At 37.5% G+C, this 23,772-nt stretch carries 20 protein-coding genes and 2 rRNA genes (1 of these 22 cut by a window edge); 11 read left to right on the top strand and 11 right to left on the bottom strand.

Annotated features, from left to right (window positions below; genetic code table 11):
- Positions 1-59 precede the first annotated feature (59 nt).
- Positions 60-665 (bottom strand): isochorismatase family protein, encoded by a 606-nt coding sequence (locus tag CJZ72_RS03375; RefSeq protein ID WP_081134211.1) that lies wholly within the window; start codon positions 663-665, stop codon positions 60-62.
- Positions 666-831: 166 nt separating this feature from the next.
- Here CJZ72_RS03375 and CJZ72_RS03370 point away from each other — a divergent pair, with 166 nt between their 5' ends.
- The 3 genes from CJZ72_RS03370 (at position 832) to treC (ending at position 6,163) form a co-directional block, all read left to right on the top strand.
- Positions 832-1,533, top strand: coding sequence for an ABC transporter ATP-binding protein (locus tag CJZ72_RS03370; protein ID WP_081134212.1), 702 nt, complete (start codon positions 832-834; stop codon positions 1,531-1,533).
- A gap of 10 nt (positions 1,534-1,543) precedes the next feature.
- A complete protein-coding gene (locus CJZ72_RS03365) occupies positions 1,544-4,255 on the top strand; it encodes an ABC transporter permease (protein WP_081134213.1) in 2,712 nt (903 codons plus the stop codon).
- A gap of 279 nt (positions 4,256-4,534) precedes the next feature.
- On the top strand, positions 4,535-6,163 hold the full coding sequence (gene treC, locus CJZ72_RS03360; RefSeq protein WP_081134214.1) for an alpha,alpha-phosphotrehalase: 1,629 nt from the start codon (positions 4,535-4,537) through the stop codon (positions 6,161-6,163).
- A gap of 250 nt (positions 6,164-6,413) precedes the next feature.
- Here the strand turns inward: treC and CJZ72_RS03355 are convergent, their stop codons facing one another.
- Entirely contained in the window at positions 6,414-7,601 is a 1,188-nt protein-coding gene (locus tag CJZ72_RS03355) for an AI-2E family transporter (RefSeq protein ID WP_005877479.1), read from the bottom strand.
- A 283-nt stretch (positions 7,602-7,884) separates the two neighbouring features.
- Here CJZ72_RS03355 and CJZ72_RS03350 point away from each other — a divergent pair, with 283 nt between their 5' ends.
- Positions 7,885-9,396 (top strand): zinc ABC transporter substrate-binding protein AdcA, encoded by a 1,512-nt coding sequence (locus CJZ72_RS03350; protein WP_095443620.1) that lies wholly within the window; start codon positions 7,885-7,887, stop codon positions 9,394-9,396.
- A gap of 367 nt (positions 9,397-9,763) precedes the next feature.
- Here CJZ72_RS03350 and CJZ72_RS03345 read toward each other — a convergent pair whose 3' ends face one another.
- The 8 genes from CJZ72_RS03345 to CJZ72_RS03310 all read right to left on the bottom strand — a co-directional run bounded on the left by CJZ72_RS03345 (position 9,764) and on the right by CJZ72_RS03310 (position 14,696).
- Positions 9,764-10,054: a type II toxin-antitoxin system RelE/ParE family toxin gene (locus CJZ72_RS03345; protein WP_081134216.1), complete on the bottom strand. Its 291-nt coding sequence runs from the start codon at positions 10,052-10,054 to the stop codon at positions 9,764-9,766.
- Positions 10,044-10,373, bottom strand: coding sequence for an AbrB/MazE/SpoVT family DNA-binding domain-containing protein (locus tag CJZ72_RS03340; protein WP_081134217.1), 330 nt, complete (start codon positions 10,371-10,373; stop codon positions 10,044-10,046). The genes CJZ72_RS03345 and CJZ72_RS03340 overlap by 11 nt, the downstream gene beginning before the upstream one ends.
- 475 nt (positions 10,374-10,848) lie before the next feature.
- Entirely contained in the window at positions 10,849-11,202 is a 354-nt protein-coding gene (locus CJZ72_RS03335) for a hypothetical protein (protein ID WP_081134218.1), read from the bottom strand.
- 9 nt (positions 11,203-11,211) lie between these two features.
- The gene (locus tag CJZ72_RS03330; protein ID WP_081134219.1) at positions 11,212-11,490 is read right to left on the bottom strand and encodes a hypothetical protein; all 279 of its coding nucleotides are present in this window, start codon (positions 11,488-11,490) and stop codon (positions 11,212-11,214) included.
- 71 nt (positions 11,491-11,561) lie between these two features.
- Positions 11,562-11,783 (bottom strand): hypothetical protein, encoded by a 222-nt coding sequence (locus tag CJZ72_RS03325; RefSeq protein ID WP_081134220.1) that lies wholly within the window; start codon positions 11,781-11,783, stop codon positions 11,562-11,564.
- Between the two features lie 151 nt (positions 11,784-11,934).
- Positions 11,935-12,663 carry a LytR/AlgR family response regulator transcription factor gene (locus tag CJZ72_RS03320; RefSeq protein ID WP_095443619.1) on the bottom strand — a complete coding sequence of 243 codons (729 nt, stop codon included), beginning with the start codon at positions 12,661-12,663 and terminating at the stop codon, positions 11,935-11,937.
- Positions 12,664-12,675: 12 nt separating this feature from the next.
- The gene (locus tag CJZ72_RS03315; RefSeq protein WP_095443618.1) at positions 12,676-13,953 is read right to left on the bottom strand and encodes a sensor histidine kinase; all 1,278 of its coding nucleotides are present in this window, start codon (positions 13,951-13,953) and stop codon (positions 12,676-12,678) included.
- Positions 13,954-14,093: 140 nt separating this feature from the next.
- Positions 14,094-14,696: an accessory gene regulator B family protein gene (locus tag CJZ72_RS03310; RefSeq protein WP_005877500.1), complete on the bottom strand. Its 603-nt coding sequence runs from the start codon at positions 14,694-14,696 to the stop codon at positions 14,094-14,096.
- Between the two features lie 258 nt (positions 14,697-14,954).
- On the opposite strand from CJZ72_RS03310, the gene CJZ72_RS03305 reads away from it, so the two are divergent.
- Positions 14,955-15,161 (top strand): hypothetical protein, encoded by a 207-nt coding sequence (locus CJZ72_RS03305; protein ID WP_095443617.1) that lies wholly within the window; start codon positions 14,955-14,957, stop codon positions 15,159-15,161.
- A gap of 235 nt (positions 15,162-15,396) precedes the next feature.
- Positions 15,397-16,098: a deoxynucleoside kinase gene (locus CJZ72_RS03300; RefSeq protein WP_095443616.1), complete on the top strand. Its 702-nt coding sequence runs from the start codon at positions 15,397-15,399 to the stop codon at positions 16,096-16,098.
- Positions 16,099-16,164: 66 nt separating this feature from the next.
- On the opposite strand, the gene CJZ72_RS03295 is transcribed toward CJZ72_RS03300, so the two are convergent.
- On the bottom strand, positions 16,165-16,854 hold the full coding sequence (locus CJZ72_RS03295; protein WP_081134223.1) for a YoaK family protein: 690 nt from the start codon (positions 16,852-16,854) through the stop codon (positions 16,165-16,167).
- Positions 16,855-17,032: 178 nt separating this feature from the next.
- Here CJZ72_RS03295 and CJZ72_RS03290 point away from each other — a divergent pair, with 178 nt between their 5' ends.
- From CJZ72_RS03290 to CJZ72_RS03270, 5 genes are all read left to right on the top strand, one after another.
- The gene (locus CJZ72_RS03290) at positions 17,033-19,246 is read left to right on the top strand and encodes an ATP-dependent helicase (RefSeq protein WP_081134224.1); all 2,214 of its coding nucleotides are present in this window, start codon (positions 17,033-17,035) and stop codon (positions 19,244-19,246) included.
- Between the two features lie 277 nt (positions 19,247-19,523).
- A complete protein-coding gene (locus CJZ72_RS03285; protein WP_232509779.1) occupies positions 19,524-19,871 on the top strand; it encodes a Spx/MgsR family RNA polymerase-binding regulatory protein in 348 nt (115 codons plus the stop codon).
- Positions 19,872-19,891: 20 nt separating this feature from the next.
- Positions 19,892-20,248 (top strand): ArsC/Spx/MgsR family protein, encoded by a 357-nt coding sequence (locus CJZ72_RS03280; protein ID WP_095443615.1) that lies wholly within the window; start codon positions 19,892-19,894, stop codon positions 20,246-20,248.
- Positions 20,249-20,821: 573 nt separating this feature from the next.
- Positions 20,822-22,381 (top strand): 16S ribosomal RNA (locus CJZ72_RS03275).
- Between the two features lie 307 nt (positions 22,382-22,688).
- Positions 22,689-23,772: ribosomal RNA gene (locus CJZ72_RS03270) — 23S ribosomal RNA — on the top strand (it continues 1,830 nt past the right edge of the window).
- The 16S and 23S rRNA genes sit together here, the layout of an rRNA operon.

Here is a 23,772-nt window from a genome sequence, read left to right as displayed (position 1 = left end):
AACGCTATTTTCCCATGAAAAATGAAAGAAGTAAATGGAAAGAATGCGTAGTTGCATCATTATTCCTTCGCCTTTTCGATTGCTGAAATAACTTCTTTCGTAGAACGGATTCGGGCCGTTTTAGGGAAGATTTTTTCAAAAAAGACGTGATGTAACTCAAGATCTCTATCTGCACAAGCATCTTCGACCACGATGACATGATAACCATGTTGAAATGCGTCTAACGCAGTTGCGTATACACCATTAGACGTAGCAACGCCAGACAAAATAATCGTGTCGATTTGACGGCGGCGAAGCTGGAGATCTAAAGAAGTACCAAAAAAAGCGCTGGGATTGTATTTTGTGACGGTCAATGTATTTGTTGTATCCTCTAAATAGGGAGCTAACAGCAAATCTGTAAATTCCTTTGGGATAACAGGGACTGCTGCTTGTTTAGCTAATTCGTTTTTAGTACTCAAATAGCGGAATTCAGTGATATCTACATTGACTAAGACATTTAACGCGTCTGTATTTTTTAAGTGTTGTGCCAGTTCTACATTATTTGCTAAAACAGTAGCGGCATCATTAGGGAATAATTGTCCTGAACCGAGAATCCCTTTTTGAAGATCAATCGCGACAAATGCGGTATGATCAAGTACAAGGTTAAGTGACTTTATTGTATTCATGGTTGTCCTTCTTTCAAAAATAGATTGTTTCCCTGTAAGTAAATCATATTTTGTTTATTTGTCAATGAATACTTGTTCCTGCCTTTAGTCTAGTAGCGTTCAATGGTAGAATAAAGAGAAGAAAACGTATACGAAAAAGAAATATCGTGAAGATAGGAGAATACGAATGGAGTATGTAGAAGTAAAAAACGAGTTTAAGCGCTATAAAATGGGAGAAACAACGATCACAGCGAATGAAGATATTTCTTTCTCCATTAAAAAAGGTGAACTGGTGATTATTCTTGGACCAAGTGGGGCGGGAAAATCAACTGTTTTAAATATATTAGGCGGTATGGATCAACCAGATGAAGGACAAATCATTATTGATGGGACAGATATTGCGCAGTTCAATGACAAACAATTGACAGCTTATCGAAGAACAGATGTTGGTTTTGTGTTTCAATTTTATAATCTTGTTCCTAATCTGACTGCCAAAGAAAATGTCGAACTTGCTACTGAAGTTTCACCGGATGCACTAGATCCAGAAGAAGTGTTGGGGCAAGTAGGGTTAGCCCATCGTTTGGAAAATTTCCCTTCACAATTATCTGGGGGTGAGCAGCAACGTGTTTCGATTGCACGGGCACTAGCCAAAAATCCAAAACTATTGTTGTGTGATGAACCAACAGGAGCGTTAGATTTCGAAACAGGAAAACAAGTGTTGAAACTATTGCAAAATGCCAGTAGAGAGCATGGAAACACAGTGTTGATCATCACACATAATTCTGCTTTAGCTCCAATCGCAGACCGAGTGATCCGTATCAATGATGCAAAGGTCCGCTCCGTTGAAATCAATGATACTCCTTCATCCATTGATGATCTTGTATGGTAAGGAGATAGCTATGAAAACAAAAACATATCTTAAAGCAAGCTTTAGAGAAATAAAGCAGTCAAAAGGACGATTTATTGCGATTGTGTTGATCATTATGCTAGGAACGCTACTTTTCGTAGGAGTTAAAACAGCTGGTCCAGTCATGCAAAAAACGATGGATCATTATGTTGATCAGAAAAATTTGTCGGATCTACAAGTGATTTCCACAGCTGGATTGACTGAAGACGACTTGACGCAAGCCAAAAAAATCCCCCATGCGCAAGTTGAGACAGGCAAACAGATTTATTACGCAAATGCCCAAAAAAACGAAGTGGCACAGATTTTCTCGTATACGGATACAGCAAAACAAAATAAATTGAAGGTTGTTGATGGGCATCTACCTGAAAAACAAGGGGAAATAGTCTTAGACGAAAAAGCCAAAAATTCAGGCTATAAAATAGGGGATTCTTATACGATCGATTCCGAAGATCTAGTTCAAAAAGAATACAAAGTCGTGGGTTTTGTGCATTCTCCCTTATTTATCAATAATTTAGAACGTGGTTACGCAAATGTTGGTAACGGAAGAGTGGATTACTTTGCTTATCTGCCGGAATCAGAATTCAACACAACGATTGATTCCGTTATCTATCTTACGTTCACCGATGTTACAGATTTAGATACTTACAGCCAAGCCTATGAAAATCGAATGGCTAAGAATCAGGAAACTGTTGAAACAATCTTTCAGGACAGACCAACACAAAGGCTGGATGAGCTCAAAAAACAAGCAACAGCAGACTTACAACCTGCGAAACAAAAAATCGAGGATAGCCAAAGTCAATTGGATGCAGCAGTTAGCCAACTTGAGTCTGCAAAAACACAAATGACGCAACAAATGGCTGCAATCGAGCAACTGCCTGAAGCACAGCGTGACACAGCTTTGAACCAGCTTTCTGAACAGCAAGCACAATTAGCGCAACAAGAACAAGCATTAGCAGAACAACAGCAAAAACTCACTGAATCAGAAGAGACGATCAAAGAAAACCAAGAGAAAATCAATACGTTAGAAAAGCCGACCTACCGTTATCAGGAACGATCTGAAAATGTTGGCTTTCAGGAATTTGGAGATCTAGCTGAACGTATTGCTGCTATTGCAAATGTCTTTCCAGTATTTTTCTTCTTTATTGCGGCATTGATCACTTTTACGACGATGACACGAATGGTCGAAGAAAATCGCAGAGAAATTGGTACGTTAAAAGCATTAGGCTATACAAAATTGGAGATTGCCAAAAAATATGCGATTTATGCCACACTTGCTTCTGGAATTGGCATACTTTTAGGAACGGTACTGGGAACCAATTTGTTGCCAAGAATCATCTTTGAACTGTCAAATGAGCAATATGATATTGGTTCAGCCGTTATCTTTTATGATTGGGCGCCAATTATTCAAGCAGCGGTTGCTTTCTTTATTGCAGCGTTTGGCGCGGCGATGATTGTTTTATTTAAAGATCTACGAGAAAAGCCAGCTGCTCTTCTCCAACCCAAAGCACCAAAACCAGGAAAGCGGATCTTGTTAGAGTATATCAAGCCACTATGGTCTCGACTTAGCTTTAATCAAAAAATCAGTTATCGCAATCTTTTTCGATATAAATCAAGAATGCTGATGGCGATCATCGGAATTGCTGGCTGTGCAGGTTTGATGGTAGCCGGAGTAGGGCTGAAAGACTCATTAAGTTCGGTTTCCGAGAAACAATTCGGACCAATCACAGACTACCAAGCAATTGTCACGATCGACCAAAGCGCTGATAAAAGTGCAGATACAGCAAAACAGACATTAGAAGACGATCCTAAGTTCAAGGCGCTTCTCGCAGTCGACATGCAGACACTTGAGTTGCGGAAAAAAGGGCAAGCCTCGCAAAGCTTGACGATGATTGCACCAAAAGAGAAGAACCAGCTAGAAAACTTTATCCATCTGCTAGGAACAGATGGACAATCTCGGGAATTACCGAATGATGGTATCGCGATCACACAAAAAGCGGCGGAGTTGTTTGGTCTAGCTAAAGGCGATACTGTTTCTTTATACACAGATGATCAAAAAGAGTTAAAAGTAAAAATCCGTGAAGTTTTACAGAATTATTTAGGGAATTTTGTTTATATGAGTGCGGACTATTACCACAAAGTATCGGGAAAATCTGCTGAAACAAATGCCTTTTTAGTTCAAACAGCTGCTATGACAAAAGACCAAGAGGATCATTTATCAGAAAAATTATTAGAAACGGGTAGCGTGACGAACACATCCTTTGTTTCAAAACAAATAGAAACACAGAAAGAATCTATGGCAAACTTAGATTCCGTTGTTTTGATCTTTGTTGTTTTATCTGGTTTATTAGCGTTTATTGTATTGTACAATTTAACGAACATCAACATCTCCGAGCGGGTACGTGAATTGTCTACGATCAAAGTACTAGGATTCTTCGATAAAGAAGTGACGATGTATATTGTTAGAGAAAACATTATTTTCACCTTGCTTGGTATTATTGGTGGATTTGGTATTGGGTATGTATTGACGGACTTCATTTTACGACAAGCCTCTATGGAAAATGTCATCTTTCCATTAGTGATTACTTGGAAAGCTTATGCACTTTCAAGTATTTTAACGATATTGTTTACCGTGATCGTAATGATCGTGACTCACTTCAAGTTAAAACATATCAATATGATCGATGCACTAAAATCAAATGAATAGAAGGAAACAAACGAAATTGTAGAATGTTTCGTTCTAAAAGCCTGTGCAACTCGCAATCGTCGTTTATTTGTGAGTTGTACAGGCTTATTTTTGGACCATTGTCTCTTTGAATAGTGAACGGTCTCAAAAAAGAGGTGCTCTTTCTTTTGAGTGAGTCGTTGTCTAAAGGATTTGGAGAACTATTGAGCAAAAGTTTTACAAACGCTTCCTTTTTGGTTATAATGAATTTAGCAACTTGTATATATAAGTTTGTGATCAGTTGATTGGAGGCAAATCAATATGACATTCAAAGACAAAGTCATTTATCAAATTTATCCTAAATCTTATCGCGATAGCAATGGTGATGGGATTGGCGATCTAGCAGGCATCAAAGAAAAACTTCCTTATCTACATGAATTGGGAATTGATATGATCTGGTTGAACCCTATTTACCCAAGTCCGCAAAAAGATAATGGGTATGATATTTCCAATTATATCGCGATCGATCCTCTTTTTGGAACGATGGAGGAATTTGAATCATTAGTAGCTGAAGCTAAAAGTTATCAGATCGAAATCATGTTGGATATGGTATTGAATCATGTGTCGATTGAACATGAATGGTTTCAAAAAGCTTTAGCAGATGATCCATTCTATCAAGATTTTTTTATTCTAAGAGATGAACCAACTGATTGGATATCTAAATTTGGTGGGAATGCTTGGGCGCCTTTTGGGGACACTGGCAAATACTACTTACATTTATATGACAAAACACAAGCAGACTTAAATTGGCGAAATGAAGCGGTCCAAGAAGAGTTATTCAAGGTCGTTCGTTTTTGGATGAGCAAAGGAGTCAAAGGCTTCCGTTTTGATGTTATCAATGTCATCGGAAAAGATGAAGTCTTGAAAAACAATTCAGAGAACCAAGGTAAACCAGAATACACGGATAAACCAATCACCCATACGTATCTTCAACGGTTGAACAAAGAAACATTTGGTCAAGACGCAGAGATCATCACTGTAGGCGAAATGAGTTCAACAACCGTTGAGAACTGCATTTTATATACAGAACCGAGTCGGAATGAACTTTCCATGGTTTTCAATTTTCATCATCTGAAAGTTGATTATGAAAATGGGGACAAGTGGACCACTCCGCCGTTTGATTTTGAAGAATTAAAACGATTGTTCCATACTTGGGGAGAAGAGATGAGTGCTGGGAATGGCTGGAATGCTTTATTTTTGAATAATCACGACCAACCGCGTGCACTGAACCGTTTTGTAGCAGTTGATAGCTACCGAAAACAAGGAGCAGAAATGCTAGCGACCATGATCCACTTAAATCGGGGAACGCCTTATATCTATATGGGCGAAGAAATCGGCATGATCGATCCTGACTTTGATTCGATTGCTGATTATGTGGATATCGAATGTTTAAATGCGTATCATCTATTACTGGAAAAAGGCTTATCAAAAAAAGAAGCTTTCCGCCGGATCAAAGCCAAATCAAGAGATAATTCACGTACACCGATGCAGTGGACAGCCGATGAAAATGCTGGGTTTACATTAGGAAAACCATGGTTAAAGGTAGCAGAAAGCTATGGGGATATCAATGTTGAAAAAGAACTTGCTTCTCCGCAATCTATTTTCAATTATTATCAAAAATTGATCCGATTGAGAAAACAGTACCCAGTAATTGCCTTGGGAAGTTATCAGGCATACCAGCCGGAACATCCACAAGTATATAGTTTTTTACGGCAATATGAAGAAAAGAAAGTAATCGTATTTACTAATTTCTACGGTAAAGAAACGACTATTTCATTACCAGAAGAATTTTTAGACTCCAAGATATTGATCGATAATTACGATGGAACAATCGTTGAACGTGAGTTGAAATTGAAACCATATCAAGCCATTGCATTATTGAAAGAATAACTAGAAAAATACTCGAAATAGGTTACTTCAAAAAGTAGTTCTTTATCAAGAAAGACGGATGAATTGCGTAAGAGGTATAAATGAAGAGAGTGGGACAAAAATCAGAAAAAAACTGATTTTTGTCCCACTCCCTTTTCTATCCAATTTTTCAAACCTAAACGACTTTTGTCTTGACCTCAAAGGATAGAGACAAAAAATTTTAGTTCTCTTTACTCAGTAGGATTATCTCATTTTTGTATCTAACTTATAGTTATTCTTTATCTAGGTAATCTTTCTCTGAAAAATCTGCTTTTTGATAAACACCTTGATCACCGTAGAACTTGTTGTAGCGTTGCTTGAATTTCCTAAAAGTAAAGACGACAAGCAATTTGATCAGCGTGTAGATCGGAATACCAAAAATGACACCCATAAGTCCTAACAAATCACCCATGACTAGTAGAACGATCAGGATCGTAATCGGATGGATCTGTAAACGATTGCCCATCACTCGCGGAACGACTAGATCACCATGGAGTAGTTGCACGATAAACCAGACAAGGATAAATTTTATCGCCATAAACGTTGAATCCTGAAAGGCAATAAATAGACCAGGGAAGAAGGCGATAAAAGGACCGATATAAGGAATAATACATAGGATACCTGCAGCAATCGCTAATATGCTTGCGAATTCTAAACCAATCAATAAAAAAGTCACCCAATAGACAGCACCTAAAATGAAGGAAGCAATGATTTGTCCTTTCAAAAATGCACCAAGTTGCTGATTGGCGATTTTTGTCAATGTTTGAAAATCCGTACGGAATTTCGGTGGAACGATTCCTAAGACTGATTGATAAAATTTATGAGGATCTTTCAATAGGAAAAAGGCAATGATCGGGCCAGTAAATAATGTAATAAAAGTAGTGGTGACTGCTGAAAAGATGTTCCCTAAACTCTTAGCCCCGCTTTCCCAATAATCTCCAATGAAGGAGGTAAAATTTGAAGTAAGATCATCAATAGATGAAAAAAATTGATTGAACGCATCTGAAAATGGTGTTTGCGCCAAAAATTGTTTTAGTGTCTGCTGAAAATCAGCGAATAAGTCCGGGAAACTCGCAATCAGTGTTTTAGCTTGCTGCTGCAGAAATGGGATCAGCCAGATGCTTCCTAGTCCGATCAGCATCAAAATAACGATATAAACAATAACCACTGATAGATTTCTGGATAGTTTTTTATTCAAACGTTTGATTAAAGGATCTAATAAATAATATAGAATTAAAGCAAATAAAACGGGTGGTAAGGCAGTAGCAAAAATCACAATAAATGGTTTAAAAACAAAGCCAACCTTTTGGAAAATGTAAATGACTAAAGCCAACATGATCAATAAACCTAAAACATAGTAAGAAGTTTTTCCCCCTAAAAACCGTATGAACCGTGAATTTTCTTTGGATTTATTTTCCACTTTTTTTCTCCTTTCTAATAAGTCAGAACATCTCGAACAAGTAAGTACATAAAAATTTTACTAAAGTGAGAGATGATTTATTTCATTATAGTCGGAAATAGGGCCAAAAAGAAAATGATAAAGGTTCGGATGTTCAAATCAACGATTAAATAACCAAAAAACACTTGACCTATGTTTTAGAGATATGCTAAATTTATTCTTGCTATTAAAACGTAACGATTACGATTTAATGGAGTTAATCGTAAAAGAACAAAGAAAGAAGATGAGAAGGAGTGTAACAAAGATGAGACGTTTGATTGGTTTGTTAAGTGGGGTATTATTAGTTGGTCTCCTTGCTAGTTGCGGAAGTAACCAAGAAGCTGGGAAAAATGAAGAGCTGCAAGTGTTGACAACCTTTTACCCAATGTATGAGTTCACTAAAGAAATCGTTGGGGAAGAAGGAAATGTGGAATTATTGATCCCCGCAGGAACAGATTCACATGATTATGAACCATCCGCTAAGGACATGACTAAAATCCAAAATGCAGATATATTTGTCTATAATGATGAAAATATGGAAACATGGGTTCCAGCAATTCAAGAAACCTTGCGGGAAGGGAAGGTATTGTCGATCAAAGCAACAGAAGGAATGCTTTTATTGTCAGGTAGTGAAGACGGACATGATCATACTCATGAAGGGGAGGGGCATACCCACGAATTAGACCCTCATGTTTGGTTGGCGCCAAGTTTAGCAGTGAAACAGGTTCAGACGATACGTAATCAATTGATAAAACAATACCCAGAAAAAGAGGAAGTTTTTACAAGTAATGCGGAGAACTACCTAACAAAACTACAAAACCTACACCAAAAATATCAAGATACCTTGGGGCAAGCAAAACAAAAATCATTTGTTACACAACATGCAGCGTTCAACTATTTAGCATTGGAGTATGGGCTAAAGCAAGTGGCAGTTACGGGCTTATCTTCAAGCGAAGAACCTTCTGTTTCTCGAATAGCAGAATTAAAGGAATTCGTAACGGAACATGGGATCAGCACTATCTATTTCGAAGAAAATACGAAAGGTAGTATTGCTAAAACACTAGCGAATGAAGCAGGAGTTTCTTTAGAGGTACTTAATCCGTTGGAAGGATTGACGAAGGAACAAATGGCACAGGGAGAAAACTACCTTTCGATCATGGAGAAAAATCTGAGAGCGTTACAAAAAACGACTGAAATAGAGAACCCCCTTGAAGATAGATGGGAACAGGAAGAAAAGACCGTATACAATGGCTACTTTGAAGATTCAGCGGTCAAAGACCGTACGTTATTGGATTGGAACGGTGCGTGGCAGACTGTCGATTCTTATCTTGAAAATGGAACACTAGATCCAGTTTTTGAATACAAGGCAAAAGTGAATCCAGAAAAGACGGCGAAAGAGTATAAAGAATATTATAAAGTTGGCTATCACACAGATGTCGCAAAGATAACGATCAAGGGGAACGAGTTGACATTTACATTTAAAAATGGCGAAGTGAAAAAAGCAGAATACCGTTACAGTGGCAAAAAAGTGTTGGATTATCAGGCAGGTAACCGAGGTGTACGCTATCTATTTGAGGCGAAAGAACCACAAAATAGTGCATATCGCTATGTCCAATTCAGTGATCATTCAATTGAACCAAGTGATTCAGAACATTTCCATATCTATTTAGGGAATGAGAGTCAAGAGAAGCTGTTAGAAGAAATGGAGAATTGGCCGACTTTTTATCCAGCACAAATGAATGGCCAGGAAATTGCACAAGAAATGATGTTGCATTAAGCAAAAATTCCACTTTAAACAAAGTAGTTGTGAGATAGTACATTAAAAAATAGTTCTATAATCGAAGTGGGACAATAGTCCTTCTTAAAAATAAAATAAGCCTAAGTTTGATATGTGAAGTGAGCTCCCAAAGGTAGATTTTTGTTCTAACTTTGGGGGCTCACTTGGATGTGTCCTATGGGCTTTTTTGATTGGCTTAAAACAACACTATTTGACTTAGAGCCTTAAAAAGACGATGACAGTTATTAACTTTTTTCAAACCATCTAACTCCTGTCAAAGTGTTTAGATGGTTATTTTTTTGGTTTTTATGGTCAATAATCAACAAAACTAACACGTGCCTATTCCTTCTAAAAAGACAGAAACTTATTATCCTTTTATATTCTTTAACTGCTCATAGAAATTTTCATGGGTTCCACATAACAATACAGGAATAACCATATTTTCTTCAATTTCATAAGCAATTCTATAAGTAGTTCCTGCATACGTAAATCCCCTAGACCAAATACCTGATAAATCCCTAGTTTTTTGACTTCCTGAATATGGATTAATTGCAATCTCGTCATAAATAATAATTAAAAATTTCTCTTTTAAAGGCTTTTCTTTTATCTTTTTTAGATACTTAATGACATGTTTTGAAGGAACGATCTCATAACCCAATTTCTTTTGCCAACTCCTCTTTAGTCATAGCCTTAGAATTAGTAAGTGTATCTGTAGCAATATTACTAAAAGAAGAAACCATTTTGTTTTTTCTATTCTTAAACTCTACAAGGATTTTATCTTTATCGTAGCCTTCTGCGATTATATCAGACAAAATATCTTCACTAAAATCAAAGAATTCCTTTTGTGGTTCAACAAATTCATAAAGAATGCCATTTTCTACAAGTTTTGCCTCGACTTCTACTCCATTCGGAACATTAAAGTCTTTAGGAACTGTCAACATAATAGAATTACCTTGTTTTCTTGTTTTTGTAATCATATATACTCCTCATTTCCAATAAATAGTAATTACTTAGTAAGTACATTGTAACAAAAAAAGAGAGTAATTACAAGTAATTACCAGAGGGTTAAAAATGTTATTTATTTAGTTAGTTTGCATAATGTGTATACTACCAAGTACCAGTGTTACCAAGCCTTTTTACATCCGACTTTGTGAAATGAAATTGGTCTAGTTAAAAATAATAGATCCTTACTTATTTTCTCTTTTTAAAAGTTTGTGAAATTACTCAATTTAAAAATAACCTATTCGTTATATTTTGACGTTTTTTCAGCGCGTTTTAACGGATAATTCCCCACACAAAATTCTGAAATGACCTTAGAATCTCTCTCTCATTTTCTAATCCTTAATAGAATAACATAATCACAGTTTATCACTTACTCCACTCAAAAAAAAGGAATAAAAAGAGAGCCAATTCACATCCGAACTCTTTTTTTATTCCTTTTTGAGAAAATAATTATTTCACTCTATGAGCAATTCTTCGATAAAAAAATGGACCAACAATCAAAAGAAAGATACCTAAAACAATAAGATATGTTCCTAGTGTAATATTTAATCCCTCAACACTTAATAAGTCCCCAATCTTTATTGGCAGATAAAAACTTAGAAAAACTAAAGTAAAATATCTCACTTTTGCCCATCCTCTACCAATAGGAAAAGCATTCATAACAATAAAACCTAACAGAAACTCAAAATAATGATTAGAAAGAATAAATGAATGATTTCTTTTAAAAATAAATTCGATAACACCCATTAAAAGAAATACACCTACAAATATACTTATTATAGATTTAGCATCCGCTTTTTTCATTTTTCCCCCTTACATCGTCTTATATTGTGTTCCAATATCTACTGCTTTGGAAACATTCCATACATCTCGAATATACAAACCAATCCACCCATTTCCACTTGTATCTAATGCAGCAGCAACCGCAGAACCAGTAAACAAACCTTTTGCATCCATATAATCAAGCAGTAGCCTAGCTTCTGCCGTCGCAATACCAAAAATTCCAGCTATAAAAGTTACTAAAGCTGAAACACCAAAATTAGTAAGTGTTGAAAAAACATGAATTCCTATTGCAAATTTGGATGTCTCCAAGATCTATAGGACGATTGTGGTGGAATTCTATATTCAAAATTCTCATCCTTCGTAGCTAACGGATAACTCTCTCATGTAACTTTGTTTTTCCCATTATATCCTTTTGCAGTTTTCTCTACAATAACCTCTTTATCTGTTCTAGTAACGGCTACCGTTTCGGAAGCTGCAAAATTTGAAAATTCAGCAACTAAAAACTTGTTATCACTATCGACTACCTTGCTGATTTTGTTACTTCCCTCATACTGACCAAGATCATAAAAAGAATCGCATTTGGTTTTAGAACCTTTCGTCACCTTAGAAAGAGAATTCTGATCTAGCAAGATTTTTGCGAAATCATTTAATCACACAAAAAAGGAAACGCCGGAACGTCTCCTTTTCATGATTTAATTCAAAGCAACACTATTTGACCTAGAGCCTAAAAAAGAAAGGAGAGTTATTATAAAGTTAAGAAATCAGTTTTTTTAGACCACGGACAGAAGCGGGGATCATTTCACCATTAGCTAAAGTGATTTCACGGGTCTTCTTATTGATCGTCCGAACATTTTGTGTGTTGATCACATAAGACTTATGACAGCGAATGAAATGCTGATTCATTTTTTCGATTTCTTTGATTTTATCGTAAAATTGCATTTGCGCATGTGTCAAATGGACTTCTAATTTATGCGGTGTACCGGGTGACGTCGAAAAATATTGAATATCCTTGATTGGTAAAAACTTTATTTCATCGTTGAATTCAATTTTAAAAATATCTTTTTGAAGAGGTGTAGTTTGGACATCCTCGAAAATCTTGCTCAAAATCCGTTCGACGTTTTCTTTTAGGTCAAAGACATCTTCTTTGATAATATAATCAGTTGGTTCGATATTGCTTTTCAGGATAGTCATCGAAAGATCCGTGTGGGAAGTCACATAGATGATTTTCCCTAATGGATCGAGATCCCGTATATGTTTGCCGATCATGATACCGTCTAGCTCACTATCTTTTAATTCGATGTCTAAAAAATAAATGCCAAAAGATGAGGTGCGAACTCTAGCAGCTTGAAGAAGTTCCATTGGATCGGAAGTAGCTACATGGACATAACTATCCAAATTTTCAATCATGATTCGATTTTTGATTACAGCAGAGATTACTTCTAGTTGCTTCATGTCATCTTCGCAAATATAAATGGGAATCATAAATTTACTCCTTTATTTCATTTGTATATAAATCGTTTGAGAAAAACGTTGGTTTTCAATCGAAGTTTCCAAAAAGATATAAGGATTTAGCTTGGTCAATTCATCAAGGATGAATAATCCCAACCCTTCATTTTTTGGATTGCTCTTAGTTGAAAATCCTTGTTGTTTTAGTTTGTTCAGGGGAAGAGTATTCAAAGTAGTATTTATTACACGGATAATCACCGAGTTATTCTTTTTAAGTACGATCAATTCTATTTTTTTCTTTTTAGTAATCGAAGCACCTTCAATAGCATTATCTAATATAATCCCTAACATACGAACAAGGTTGACCGTATGCTTTTTATCAAGCTTGATTTCATCAGGAAATACAAGTTGAACAGACAAGCCTTTTTCTTGCGCCATCATAAGCTTCAAAGAAAGCAAACTTCTTATATCCCGATTCTTCATGTTGTCTAAAAGACTGAGGTTAGCTGGGAAAAGTTGCATCATTTGCCGAGTAGGTAAGATATTTTGATCATAATACTTTCGTAATCCGTCAAGATCCCCCTCCTCAAGATAGCTATTCATCGAAAAAAGTAAGTTCTGATAGTCATGCTTAAATTCCCGTAAATCTTGGTAGTTCTTTTCAAGATCTTTGATATAGTCTTGTTGAAGTTGGATCCGTTGTTCTAATAGTTGGTCTGCCATTTTTTTATTCGAAATTTTCCAATAGTAGACAAGGATGATTACACCAAAACAAAGATAAAATATAAAGAAACTGGTATTTAAAGCTAAGACTTCAGGAGTTTCGCCAGAAAAACGGGTGTAAAAGATAATGATATAGTATGTAAATAATATCAATGTACCAATTATGCCAATCATTCGACGATCTAATCCATAGAATCTCTCTAAAGCTTTCTTAAAGCCAAATGCTAGTAAGGCTGCCAAAACAGCAGATACGACAATATGAAAGTATTGTAAAGAATCTCCAGGTTCAATCACCGCTGATTCCAAAACCAAAAAATCACTGATGCTAGCCAAATGATCTCCTAAAAGTGATGTCAGCAGTCCCCAAGGAAGCGCATAAATCAACCGTTGCGGTGAAGACGTAAAGAAGAAAAATGTAAGCATCAGCATTCCAATAGCAAATAAGGCAGTAAAAATCCCTAAAATCGGATAAATAAAACCTAGTAAGAAACAAGATAGCAGGATGACTCCTGCAAAAAAGATTTTATTTTTAATTTGGTGTTCAATGAGTAATATACAAATCGTATAAATCAAGTATTGCAACGCTATGGACCATAAAAACATAAAGTACCGCTCCCATTGATTTTTTCCAAATTATAGCATAACTAGTTAATTATTTTTTTAATTTTTCAGGGATTTTAAATTCTGAGCTCATACCGAAGCAGCAGCCAGATACAAAAAAGTCAGATAAGTTGGTAAGTTGTTTAATGATTGTTTTTTTCATAAAAAATTCCTCCAAGATTCATTAGGTAGTTTGTAATTGGAAGCAACGTAGCTATTTCTAAAACAATCCCGAGAAGCAAGTAAGTAGAAAAGTAAGAATTAGCGAAAAATAAGATCAGAAGTGTGAATACAACAAACATGAAAATTGCTTTTTTCAATAAAGGTGGGCGTTTTTCTGGTTCAATGGGATTAATAGCTGTACCTCTTGATCCATAGCGAAGCAATAATAAAAAGCAGCTGACTAATAAAAAGACCATCCATGGGAAGGAGACAGTCAATTCAAAATGTTTCATCAGAAGTGGAACGCCCCACAAATAAAGCAAAGTCCAAAGTAGGCAGACAAATTCAGAATCAGAGTGAAGTCCATACGCATATCTACGAATACAGATATAGGAAAGAAAAGTTATTCCTGTTTCGCTCCATGAGCCAGTCGCTAAAGCAAAGACTAGCACAACTGCTAATTTTCCTAGGTTGTTCATCAGCACCTCAAGAGCAAACTTAACTTGGATATAAACCATATCTTCTTCTGTTTTTTCACCACTGAATAATGTCTCCAATAATTTGTTCACAACTTTATTTTTCATCTAACGTACCTCCGACTAATATTCTATGTCAAAAAGGGTCAAAATAGAGTTTTGATTCATAAAAGGTTGTTTTGGGGTCAAAATCGTAAAAATAATACTCCCTTTTTTGAATGGATGGACAGTCCACTTTTTCACAGAGAGACCAAAAAATGAACAGTTTTGACATGAAAAGAACCGTTTAGGAGTTTATTGTGTTATTTCTTCAATTTTGTGGTAAATATTTAATAGCCTTTAGAAAAGGTTTGGGAGGGATTTTTTATGGAAAATGAACAATTATTTGAAGTTGGAGAGGCATATGCATTTAAATCCGATTTATTTGGTGCGCCTGTTAAAGGAGAAATTGAGAAGGTTTACGAAAATAGTGTGATGATTCGTGTAATCAATTGTGCGACGGAAGATAACGATACTGCGCACAACCTTCAATGGCAACTGGTAGTTCGGAAATCAAGTGCTGTGACAGAATGAAAAATAAATCAATAATGGAAGAATAGACTGATATTCGTGAGCAAATAAAACGAAGCAATCAGTCTATTTTTGATGTTAAAGATTTAACAATGATACTTTTATTTCTCTGATCAGCGTAGTAGAATGAAAAACGTATCGAACATACATAACGTGTGTGTCATGTGAAACAGATGTAAAATAAGAATACGTTTCGGCCATGGTCGATAACTCAAAAAAAGAAAGGTGGCAAACAAACATGATTATAGTAGCTGGTACGATCGGTGCAGGAAAGAGTACACTCACAGAAATGCTTGCGCGCAATTTAGAAACGAAACCATTCTATGAAAATGTAGAGGATAATGAGGTACTGCCACTTTTTTATTCAAATCCAGATAAGTATGCTTTTCTATTGCAAATTTTCTTTCTAAATAAACGATTCATGGCAATCAAAGATGCGTTCAGCCATGATGATAATGTGTTAGATCGTTCAATCTACGAAGATAGCCTACTGTTCCATTTAAATGCAGATCTAGGTAGAGTCTCTCAAGAGGAAGTCGCGCAATATCAAGGATTGCTCGAAACAGTGCTCAAAGAATTAGAAGCTGTTGCCCCACCAAAAAAGCCGGATCTGTTAGTCTATATCCGTGTTTCCTTTGAAACGATGTTAGCACGTATCAAAAAAAGAGGACGAATCTACGAACAACTAGAACAAGACCCTGAGTTATATGCGTATTATCAAGAGTTGAATCGCCGTTATGAAGAATGGTATGAAAGTTTTGATATCTGTCCAAAAATGGTGATCGATGGAGATAAATATGATTTTGTCGAAGACCCATCTGCAGGGGAAGAAATCGTTCGTTTGATTAATCCGCACACCAAAAAAATAGAAGAAAGAGCGTTAGAAATGCCCGCTCGTTACACAACAGATCGTGAAAAGGTGAAAGGAATCTTTTCATAAGAAAAATATGAGGTGAGGCTGGGACAGAAGTGTTTCTTACTTTTGTCCCACTCACATCTCATATTTTTATTTTTTTACTATGAAAGGATTTTGACGATAAAAGTGCCAAAGTTGAACGCTTTGGGTAATTGCAATGATCAAAAATAAAACAGAGACTAATAAAATGGAGAACGTATTGAATAAATGATGAAAAAAGACTTGAACGATTGCGCCTGCGATAAATGCAAGTACCACTGTAAGAAAATGGATGAATCGATCAAATTCTGCTTTTTCTCTTGTTACCCAATAGTCGTAGAGATTCGTTGCTACCCCTTTTAAGTTTCCTGTTGTGAATAGATTCGTGTAGGCACGTCCATCGATTTTGTCAAAGGCAAGCCATTGGATTGCAGCGGTGAAAGCAATCATGATTGTTACAAGTGCAGGATGAGCATTGATCGAGGGCAGACTGACTAAGAAAAAGATCACTGCTTCATAATAGAGAACAAATAGTCGCCAAAAGTGCTTTTCTTTTTTCTGGAAATAGTTGATCAGGAATTTAGTAAGTAAAATACCCAAAAAGAAAAACAGCGTAGAAAGAACCTTTTTGCCGACACTTAGCCATTCCCCATCGAAACTTTGGATAATCGCTAAAACGATATTGCCGGTTTGAGCTGAAGCAAAAGCATTGTATTGGATATAAGTGTAACTATCCATAGCACCGCCAATAAAGGTTAGCAAAAGACCAATCGTACGTCCTTCGTGGAATGAAGTATTCATTTTTATTTCACCTTCAACTGAGATATATTTTCTTTACTATCTTACCACATCATTCTTTTATTTTTCGGAAATATTAAAGATTATTTTCAGAAAAAAATCTACTCGCTAAAGCCGTTTTATTTTTGCGTAAGGTCTGTTAGTATAAAGGAAACGAATCAGAACTTAAATGAACAGAAAGATGGGAAAAGCTATCAATCAAGGAAACGAAAAAGAAATTCTTCGTTTGCAAAGAGAACTCAAACATTGGGAAAAAAAGTACAGCAAGCTCCAACAAATTTTCCGGATGCAAGAAGAAATCATTGCAAGTTATGAGGCAGCTTATGGCGAAGCTCCAGGCCTGATCGACGAAGAAAAAGAAGATAATGGAAGCCATTCATTTTTCGATATGATGGAAAAACGTTCGTATAATCGATTTAATCAAGAACAAAAAGCGGCAATCACCTACAACATGGAGAAAAATTTGCGGATTATTGCTGGAGCCGGAAGCGGCAAGACGCAGACGATTTGTGCAAAGGCCGTTTACTTGATGACACAAGAACAAGTAGAAGAACAACGGATATTGATGATTACTTTTACAAGGAATGCGGCAAATGAATTAAAAAAACGCGTAGATAATTTTAGTCAACGTAAGACTAATGTGCATATTGGTACATTTCACAGCATTTTTTTCCGTTTGTACAATGACATCCAAAGACGTTTTCCTGAAATAACGGCAACAGGGATACAAGGGGAATTTTCTAAAGATACTTCTTATAAAATCAATGGTATACTCCAACAGCTGATCCGCAAGTATAATCTATATGCATTTGATCAGTCGGGAGAAAAAACGATTTCGGCAAGATTGGATTATTGGCAGAATATGAATTTGTCGATTGAGGAAATCGTTGAAGTGATCCAGGACAAATTTGACTCGCTTGAACAAAAAGCAACAAAACCGATTTCTGAGCGAATGAAGTATCTCATGTCTGAACTCCAAAAACAAAAAAAAGAACAAAAGCTATTTGAATTCAATGATGTGTTGCAAAATTTAAAATCTGCACTACAAGATGAAGCAGTTAGACGATATGTCGGTGAAAAATATGATTACCTATTTATCGATGAATTTCAAGACACGAATCCATTGCAATGGGAAATCGTACGTTTGATCACGAAAGATAGCCATATCAAGTTGATCGTAGTCGGGGATGATGATCAAAGTATCTATGGATTTAGAGGGTCAGAGCCTTCTTATATCAAAAATTTTGATCAAGAGTACCCCGCAAAGACCCTGTTTTTACTGACTAATTATCGTTCCCGCGCTGCAATCGTTCAAGGTGCGAATCGATTGATCACATTCAATAAGAACGATCGCATTCCCAAAGCGATGGTTCCAGCACAAAAAGAAGCTGGTATTATGAGTGCTCTGTCTTTTGAAAATACACAAACTGAAAGTAAATGGATCATCAAACAGATCCAGTCCTTTATAAAAAGCAATGGGAAGTATAAAGAGTCGATCGTGTTATATCGTTCGTTATCACAAACGCAACAGTTAGTCCAAGACCTCCTACAAACAGAAATTCCATTCGTATTGGAAGCAGATGGGCAATATGAAGGAGTATTTGGTATACGGACTTTTCAACAGTTTTATCAGAAATTAGTACTTTGGCACGAAGCGCCTACGCAGCAGAAAAAAAATCATGCGTACAAGCAGTTATTGCATCAGCTAATGATGAACTGCTATCTGAAAAGAGCTGAATGTGATTTCTTTTTTTCAAATGAGAATAAGAAAAAAGATATCATAAACTATCTCTTGGCAGTGAGACCTAATATGAAATCAAAGGAAAAAGAACTACGCTCTTTTATTGGAGAAATCAACGCTCTTGAAAAAAATGAGAACTATAAGATTGAATCATTGATAAAAGGTTTTCTAAAATTGCTGAAACCTGCTAAAGAAATGGATGGTACGGAAAAAGAATGGTTGTCCGAGACTATCAAAAAATATCCGACACTGACTCAACTAATGGGCTTAGAGAAAGAAATACAAGTACTAGCAAAGCAATTAAAAATCCGCCTGACTGCTTATCGTCAAGGAAAACTGGATGCATTGTGCATCCAAAGCATTCATCGAAGTAAAGGATTGAGCTATCGGAATGTCTTTTTGATTGGTTGCAATGAAGGACTGATCCCTTATAATGGAGCAACTGAAAAAAATGCTTTAAGCAACAAACAGATAAAGGCAGAGCATCTAACTACTATAGAAGAAGAACGACGCCTCTTTTATGTGGCGATGACAAGAGCAAGGAATCGACTGTATCTGTGTATTCCTTTGATGAAGGGAACACGTCGATTAAAACCCTCAAGATTTATTAGAGAAACTGGTTGTAAAATTAAAAAACAATCGATATATAACTGAAAAGAGCAAGAATATAAATTTTTTTGTTTATATTCTTGCTCTTTTCTTTATTTTTATAAAAAAAGATTATAACTAAATAATAATAGAAAATGCTGATATGCCAAGCTTTCTAGAGATATAGATTACTAAAGGTAAAAAAATCATGAATTTTATAGCTAATAATTGGTATTTTTTATGAGATTCGGTTAGAATGGGATTATAATTAAAAAGAAGTGAGAAAATGATAAAAGTATACACTTCACCTAGCTGTACTTCCTGCAGAAAGGCTCGCGCATAGTTGCAAGCTAATCGATTAGATTTTGAAGAGAAAAATATTTTTGCCGACCCGATAACAGAGAGTGAAATCCGTGAAATTCTTGCAGCTACTGAAGGAGGAGTTGAAGATATTATTTCTACTCGCTCAAAAATATATGAAAAGTTGGCTATCGATTTTAATGAATTGTCCTTGAAGCAAATGATCGTTCTCTTCAAAGAATATCCATCATTGCTAAGAAGACCGATCTTAATAGATGAAAAAAGAATATTGATTGGATTCAATGAAGATGAAATTCGTTCATTTGTTCCAAGAGAGATCCGCTCCGTCGCGCGTAATTTGATCTATATGCAGAACAGTATTTTCAGCTAAAAAGGAGGGACCTTGTGAGGATGAAAGTGAAAATCTACGGTTCACTGCATTGTGTGACGTGCCTAAAAGCCAAGAATTGGTTAGAATCCAATCAACTGACGTATCAGTTCATTGATTTGGAACAACAGGAATTAACCATGACCGAAGCAGAAGAGTTATGTAACTTTGATGAAATGCACACTGAACAATTATTCGTCACTTGGTCGGAAGCCTTTAAAGATATTCAAGTGGATTTAACTTCGATCAGCAAAAAACAATTAGCTCTATTGTGTAAACAATATAAGGAGCTGTTGAGACGACCTTTGATTATTATTGATGAAGTTCTATTTGTTGGATACAACGAACAACTAATGGAACAATTGATTTTAAGTGAATAGTAAAAACGAAGAGGAATAGATACTATTTAGAGGAAGTGGCAACTGCTCATTTCCTTTTTTTGTTGGGAGGAGAGTACCTAAATTGAGTATAAATTTGTATTGACATGTGCAAATTTACATGATATATTCATTTCTGTTGTTTTTATTAGACTTTTTCTTTTTTGAAACGTTCAAAAAAACAATGAAAAAAGTTCTTGACGTGTGGGTGACCACATGATAAGATAACTAAGTCGTTTAAAAAGAACCTATTGAAAAGCTTGATCTAATCAAGAAAAACTTAAAAAAAGTTCTTGACAAATAACAAAAGATAAGTTATGATATATGAGTTGCTGAAAGATTTCTAAATGCGAAATCGAAAATAACTTTTAAAAAACAGTTGACATTCACTTGTCACTCTGATATGATATAAAAGTTGCTACGGCAATTCAAGTAGACCTTTGAAAACTGAACAAAGTAAGACAAACCAAATGTGTAGGGCGTCTTGATTGATTCAAGACAACAAACATTTTTAACAAGCAAGCAATATGCTAGCAAACAAATTGAGCTTAACAATCGCAAGATTGTTCTAACTTTTATTATGAGAGTTTGATCCTGGCTCAGGACGAACGCTGGCGGCGTGCCTAATACATGCAAGTCGTACGCTTCTTTTTCCACCGGAGCTTGCTCCACCGGAAAAAGAAGAGTGGCGAACGGGTGAGTAACACGTGGGTAACCTGCCCATCAGAAGGGGATAACACTTGGAAACAGGTGCTAATACCGTATAACAATCGAAACCGCATGGTTTTGATTTGAAAGGCGCTTTCGGGTGTCGCTGATAGATGGACCCGCGGTGCATTAGCTAGTTGGTGAGGTAACGGCTCACCAAGGCCACGATGCATAGCCGACCTGAGAGGGTGATCGGCCACATTGGGACTGAGACACGGCCCAAACTCCTACGGGAGGCAGCAGTAGGGAATCTTCGGCAATGGACGAAAGTCTGACCGAGCAACGCCGCGTGAGTGAAGAAGGTTTTCGGATCGTAAAACTCTGTTGTTAGAGAAGAATAAGGATGAGAGTAACTGTTCATCCCTTGACGGTATCTAACCAGAAAGCCACGGCTAACTACGTGCCAGCAGCCGCGGTAATACGTAGGTGGCAAGCGTTGTCCGGATTTATTGGGCGTAAAGCGAGCGCAGGCGGTTTCTTAAGTCTGATGTGAAAGCCCCCGGCTCAACCGGGGAGGGTCATTGGAAACTGGGAGACTTGAGTGCAGAAGAGGAGAGTGGAATTCCATGTGTAGCGGTGAAATGCGTAGATATATGGAGGAACACCAGTGGCGAAGGCGGCTCTCTGGTCTGTAACTGACGCTGAGGCTCGAAAGCGTGGGGAGCAAACAGGATTAGATACCCTGGTAGTCCACGCCGTAAACGATGAGTGCTAAGTGTTGGAGGGTTTCCGCCCTTCAGTGCTGCAGCTAACGCATTAAGCACTCCGCCTGGGGAGTACGACCGCAAGGTTGAAACTCAAAGGAATTGACGGGGGCCCGCACAAGCGGTGGAGCATGTGGTTTAATTCGAAGCAACGCGAAGAACCTTACCAGGTCTTGACATCCTTTGACCACTCTAGAGATAGAGCTTCCCCTTCGGGGGCAAAGTGACAGGTGGTGCATGGTTGTCGTCAGCTCGTGTCGTGAGATGTTGGGTTAAGTCCCGCAACGAGCGCAACCCTTATTGTTAGTTGCCATCATTTAGTTGGGCACTCTAGCAAGACTGCCGGTGACAAACCGGAGGAAGGTGGGGATGACGTCAAATCATCATGCCCCTTATGACCTGGGCTACACACGTGCTACAATGGGAAGTACAACGAGTCGCGAAGTCGCGAGGCTAAGCTAATCTCTTAAAGCTTCTCTCAGTTCGGATTGTAGGCTGCAACTCGCCTACATGAAGCCGGAATCGCTAGTAATCGCGGATCAGCACGCCGCGGTGAATACGTTCCCGGGCCTTGTACACACCGCCCGTCACACCACGAGAGTTTGTAACACCCGAAGTCGGTGAGGTAACCTTTTGGAGCCAGCCGCCTAAGGTGGGATAGATGATTGGGGTGAAGTCGTAACAAGGTAGCCGTATCGGAAGGTGCGGCTGGATCACCTCCTTTCTAAGGAATATTACGGAGACTACACTGGTTGTTTTATACTTTGTTCAGTTTTGAGAGGTCTACTCAATAATTGAAGAGTCAGCTTATGACTTTGACATTAGAAGATACTCTCAAGAGAATACTTTGTTCATTGAAAACTGGATATTTGAAGTAAATTAAGTAATACAAACCGAGAACACCGCGTTGAATTTGAAGGCTAAACACTTGTTTAGCTGGATAGAGTTTTTTAATAAGTTCAATTGCTTATTTTCTTGATCGGACTTCTATCGCTAGAAGAAAGATCAAAACCCAACCGCAAGGTTGATAAGGTTAAGTGAATAAGGGCGCACGGTGGATGCCTTGGCACTAGGAGCCGATGAAGGACGGGACTAACACCGATATGCTTTGGGGAGCTGTACGTAAGCTATGATCCAGAGATTTCCGAATGGGGAAACCCAACATCTTTTATAGGATGTTACGTTTGCGTGAATACATAGCGCATTCGAGGTAGACGCAGAGAACTGAAACATCTAAGTACCTGCAGGAAGAGAAAGAAAATTCGATTCCCTGAGTAGCGGCGAGCGAAACGGGAAAAGCCCAAACCAATGAGCTTGCTCATTGGGGTTGTAGGACTCCAATATGGTAGTTCTTTCAGATAATCGAATGACTTGGAAAAGTCAGTCAAAGAGGGTAAAAACCCCGTAGATGAAATTTGGAAGGCACCTAGGAGGATCCTGAGTACGGCGGAACACGAGGAATTCCGTCGGAATCCGGGAGGACCATCTCCCAAGGCTAAATACTCCCTAGTGACCGATAGTGAACCAGTACCGTGAGGGAAAGGTGAAAAGCACCCCGGAAGGGGAGTGAAATAGAACCTGAAACCGTGTGCCTACAACAAGTCAAAGCCCGTTAATGGGTGATGGCGTGCCTTTTGTAGAATGAACCGGCGAGTTACGATTGCATGCGAGGTTAAGTCGAAGAGACGGAGCCGCAGCGAAAGCGAGTCTGAATAGGGCGTTTGAGTATGTAGTCGTAGACCCGAAACCATGTGATCTACCCATGTCCAGGTTGAAGGTGCGGTAAAACGCACTGGAGGACCGAACCCACGTACGTTGAAAAGTGCGGGGATGAGGTGTGGGTAGCGGAGAAATTCCAAACGAACTTGGAGATAGCTGGTTCTCTCCGAAATAGCTTTAGGGCTAGCCTCGGATTTGAGAATGATGGAGGTAGAGCACTGTTTGGACTAGGGGCCCATCTCGGGTTACCGAATTCAGATAAACTCCGAATGCCATTCATTCATATCCGGGAGTCAGACTGTGAGTGATAAGATCCATAGTCGAAAGGGAAACAGCCCAGACCACCAGCTAAGGTCCCAAAATATATGTTAAGTGGAAAAGGATGTGGGGTTGCAC

This window comes from Enterococcus durans (assembly GCF_002277935.1).
Taxonomy (GTDB): Bacteria; Bacillota; Bacilli; order Lactobacillales; family Enterococcaceae; genus Enterococcus_B; species Enterococcus_B durans.
The sequence above is the reverse complement of the archived record's forward strand: the minus strand, read 5'-3'. Positions and strand labels throughout refer to the sequence as shown.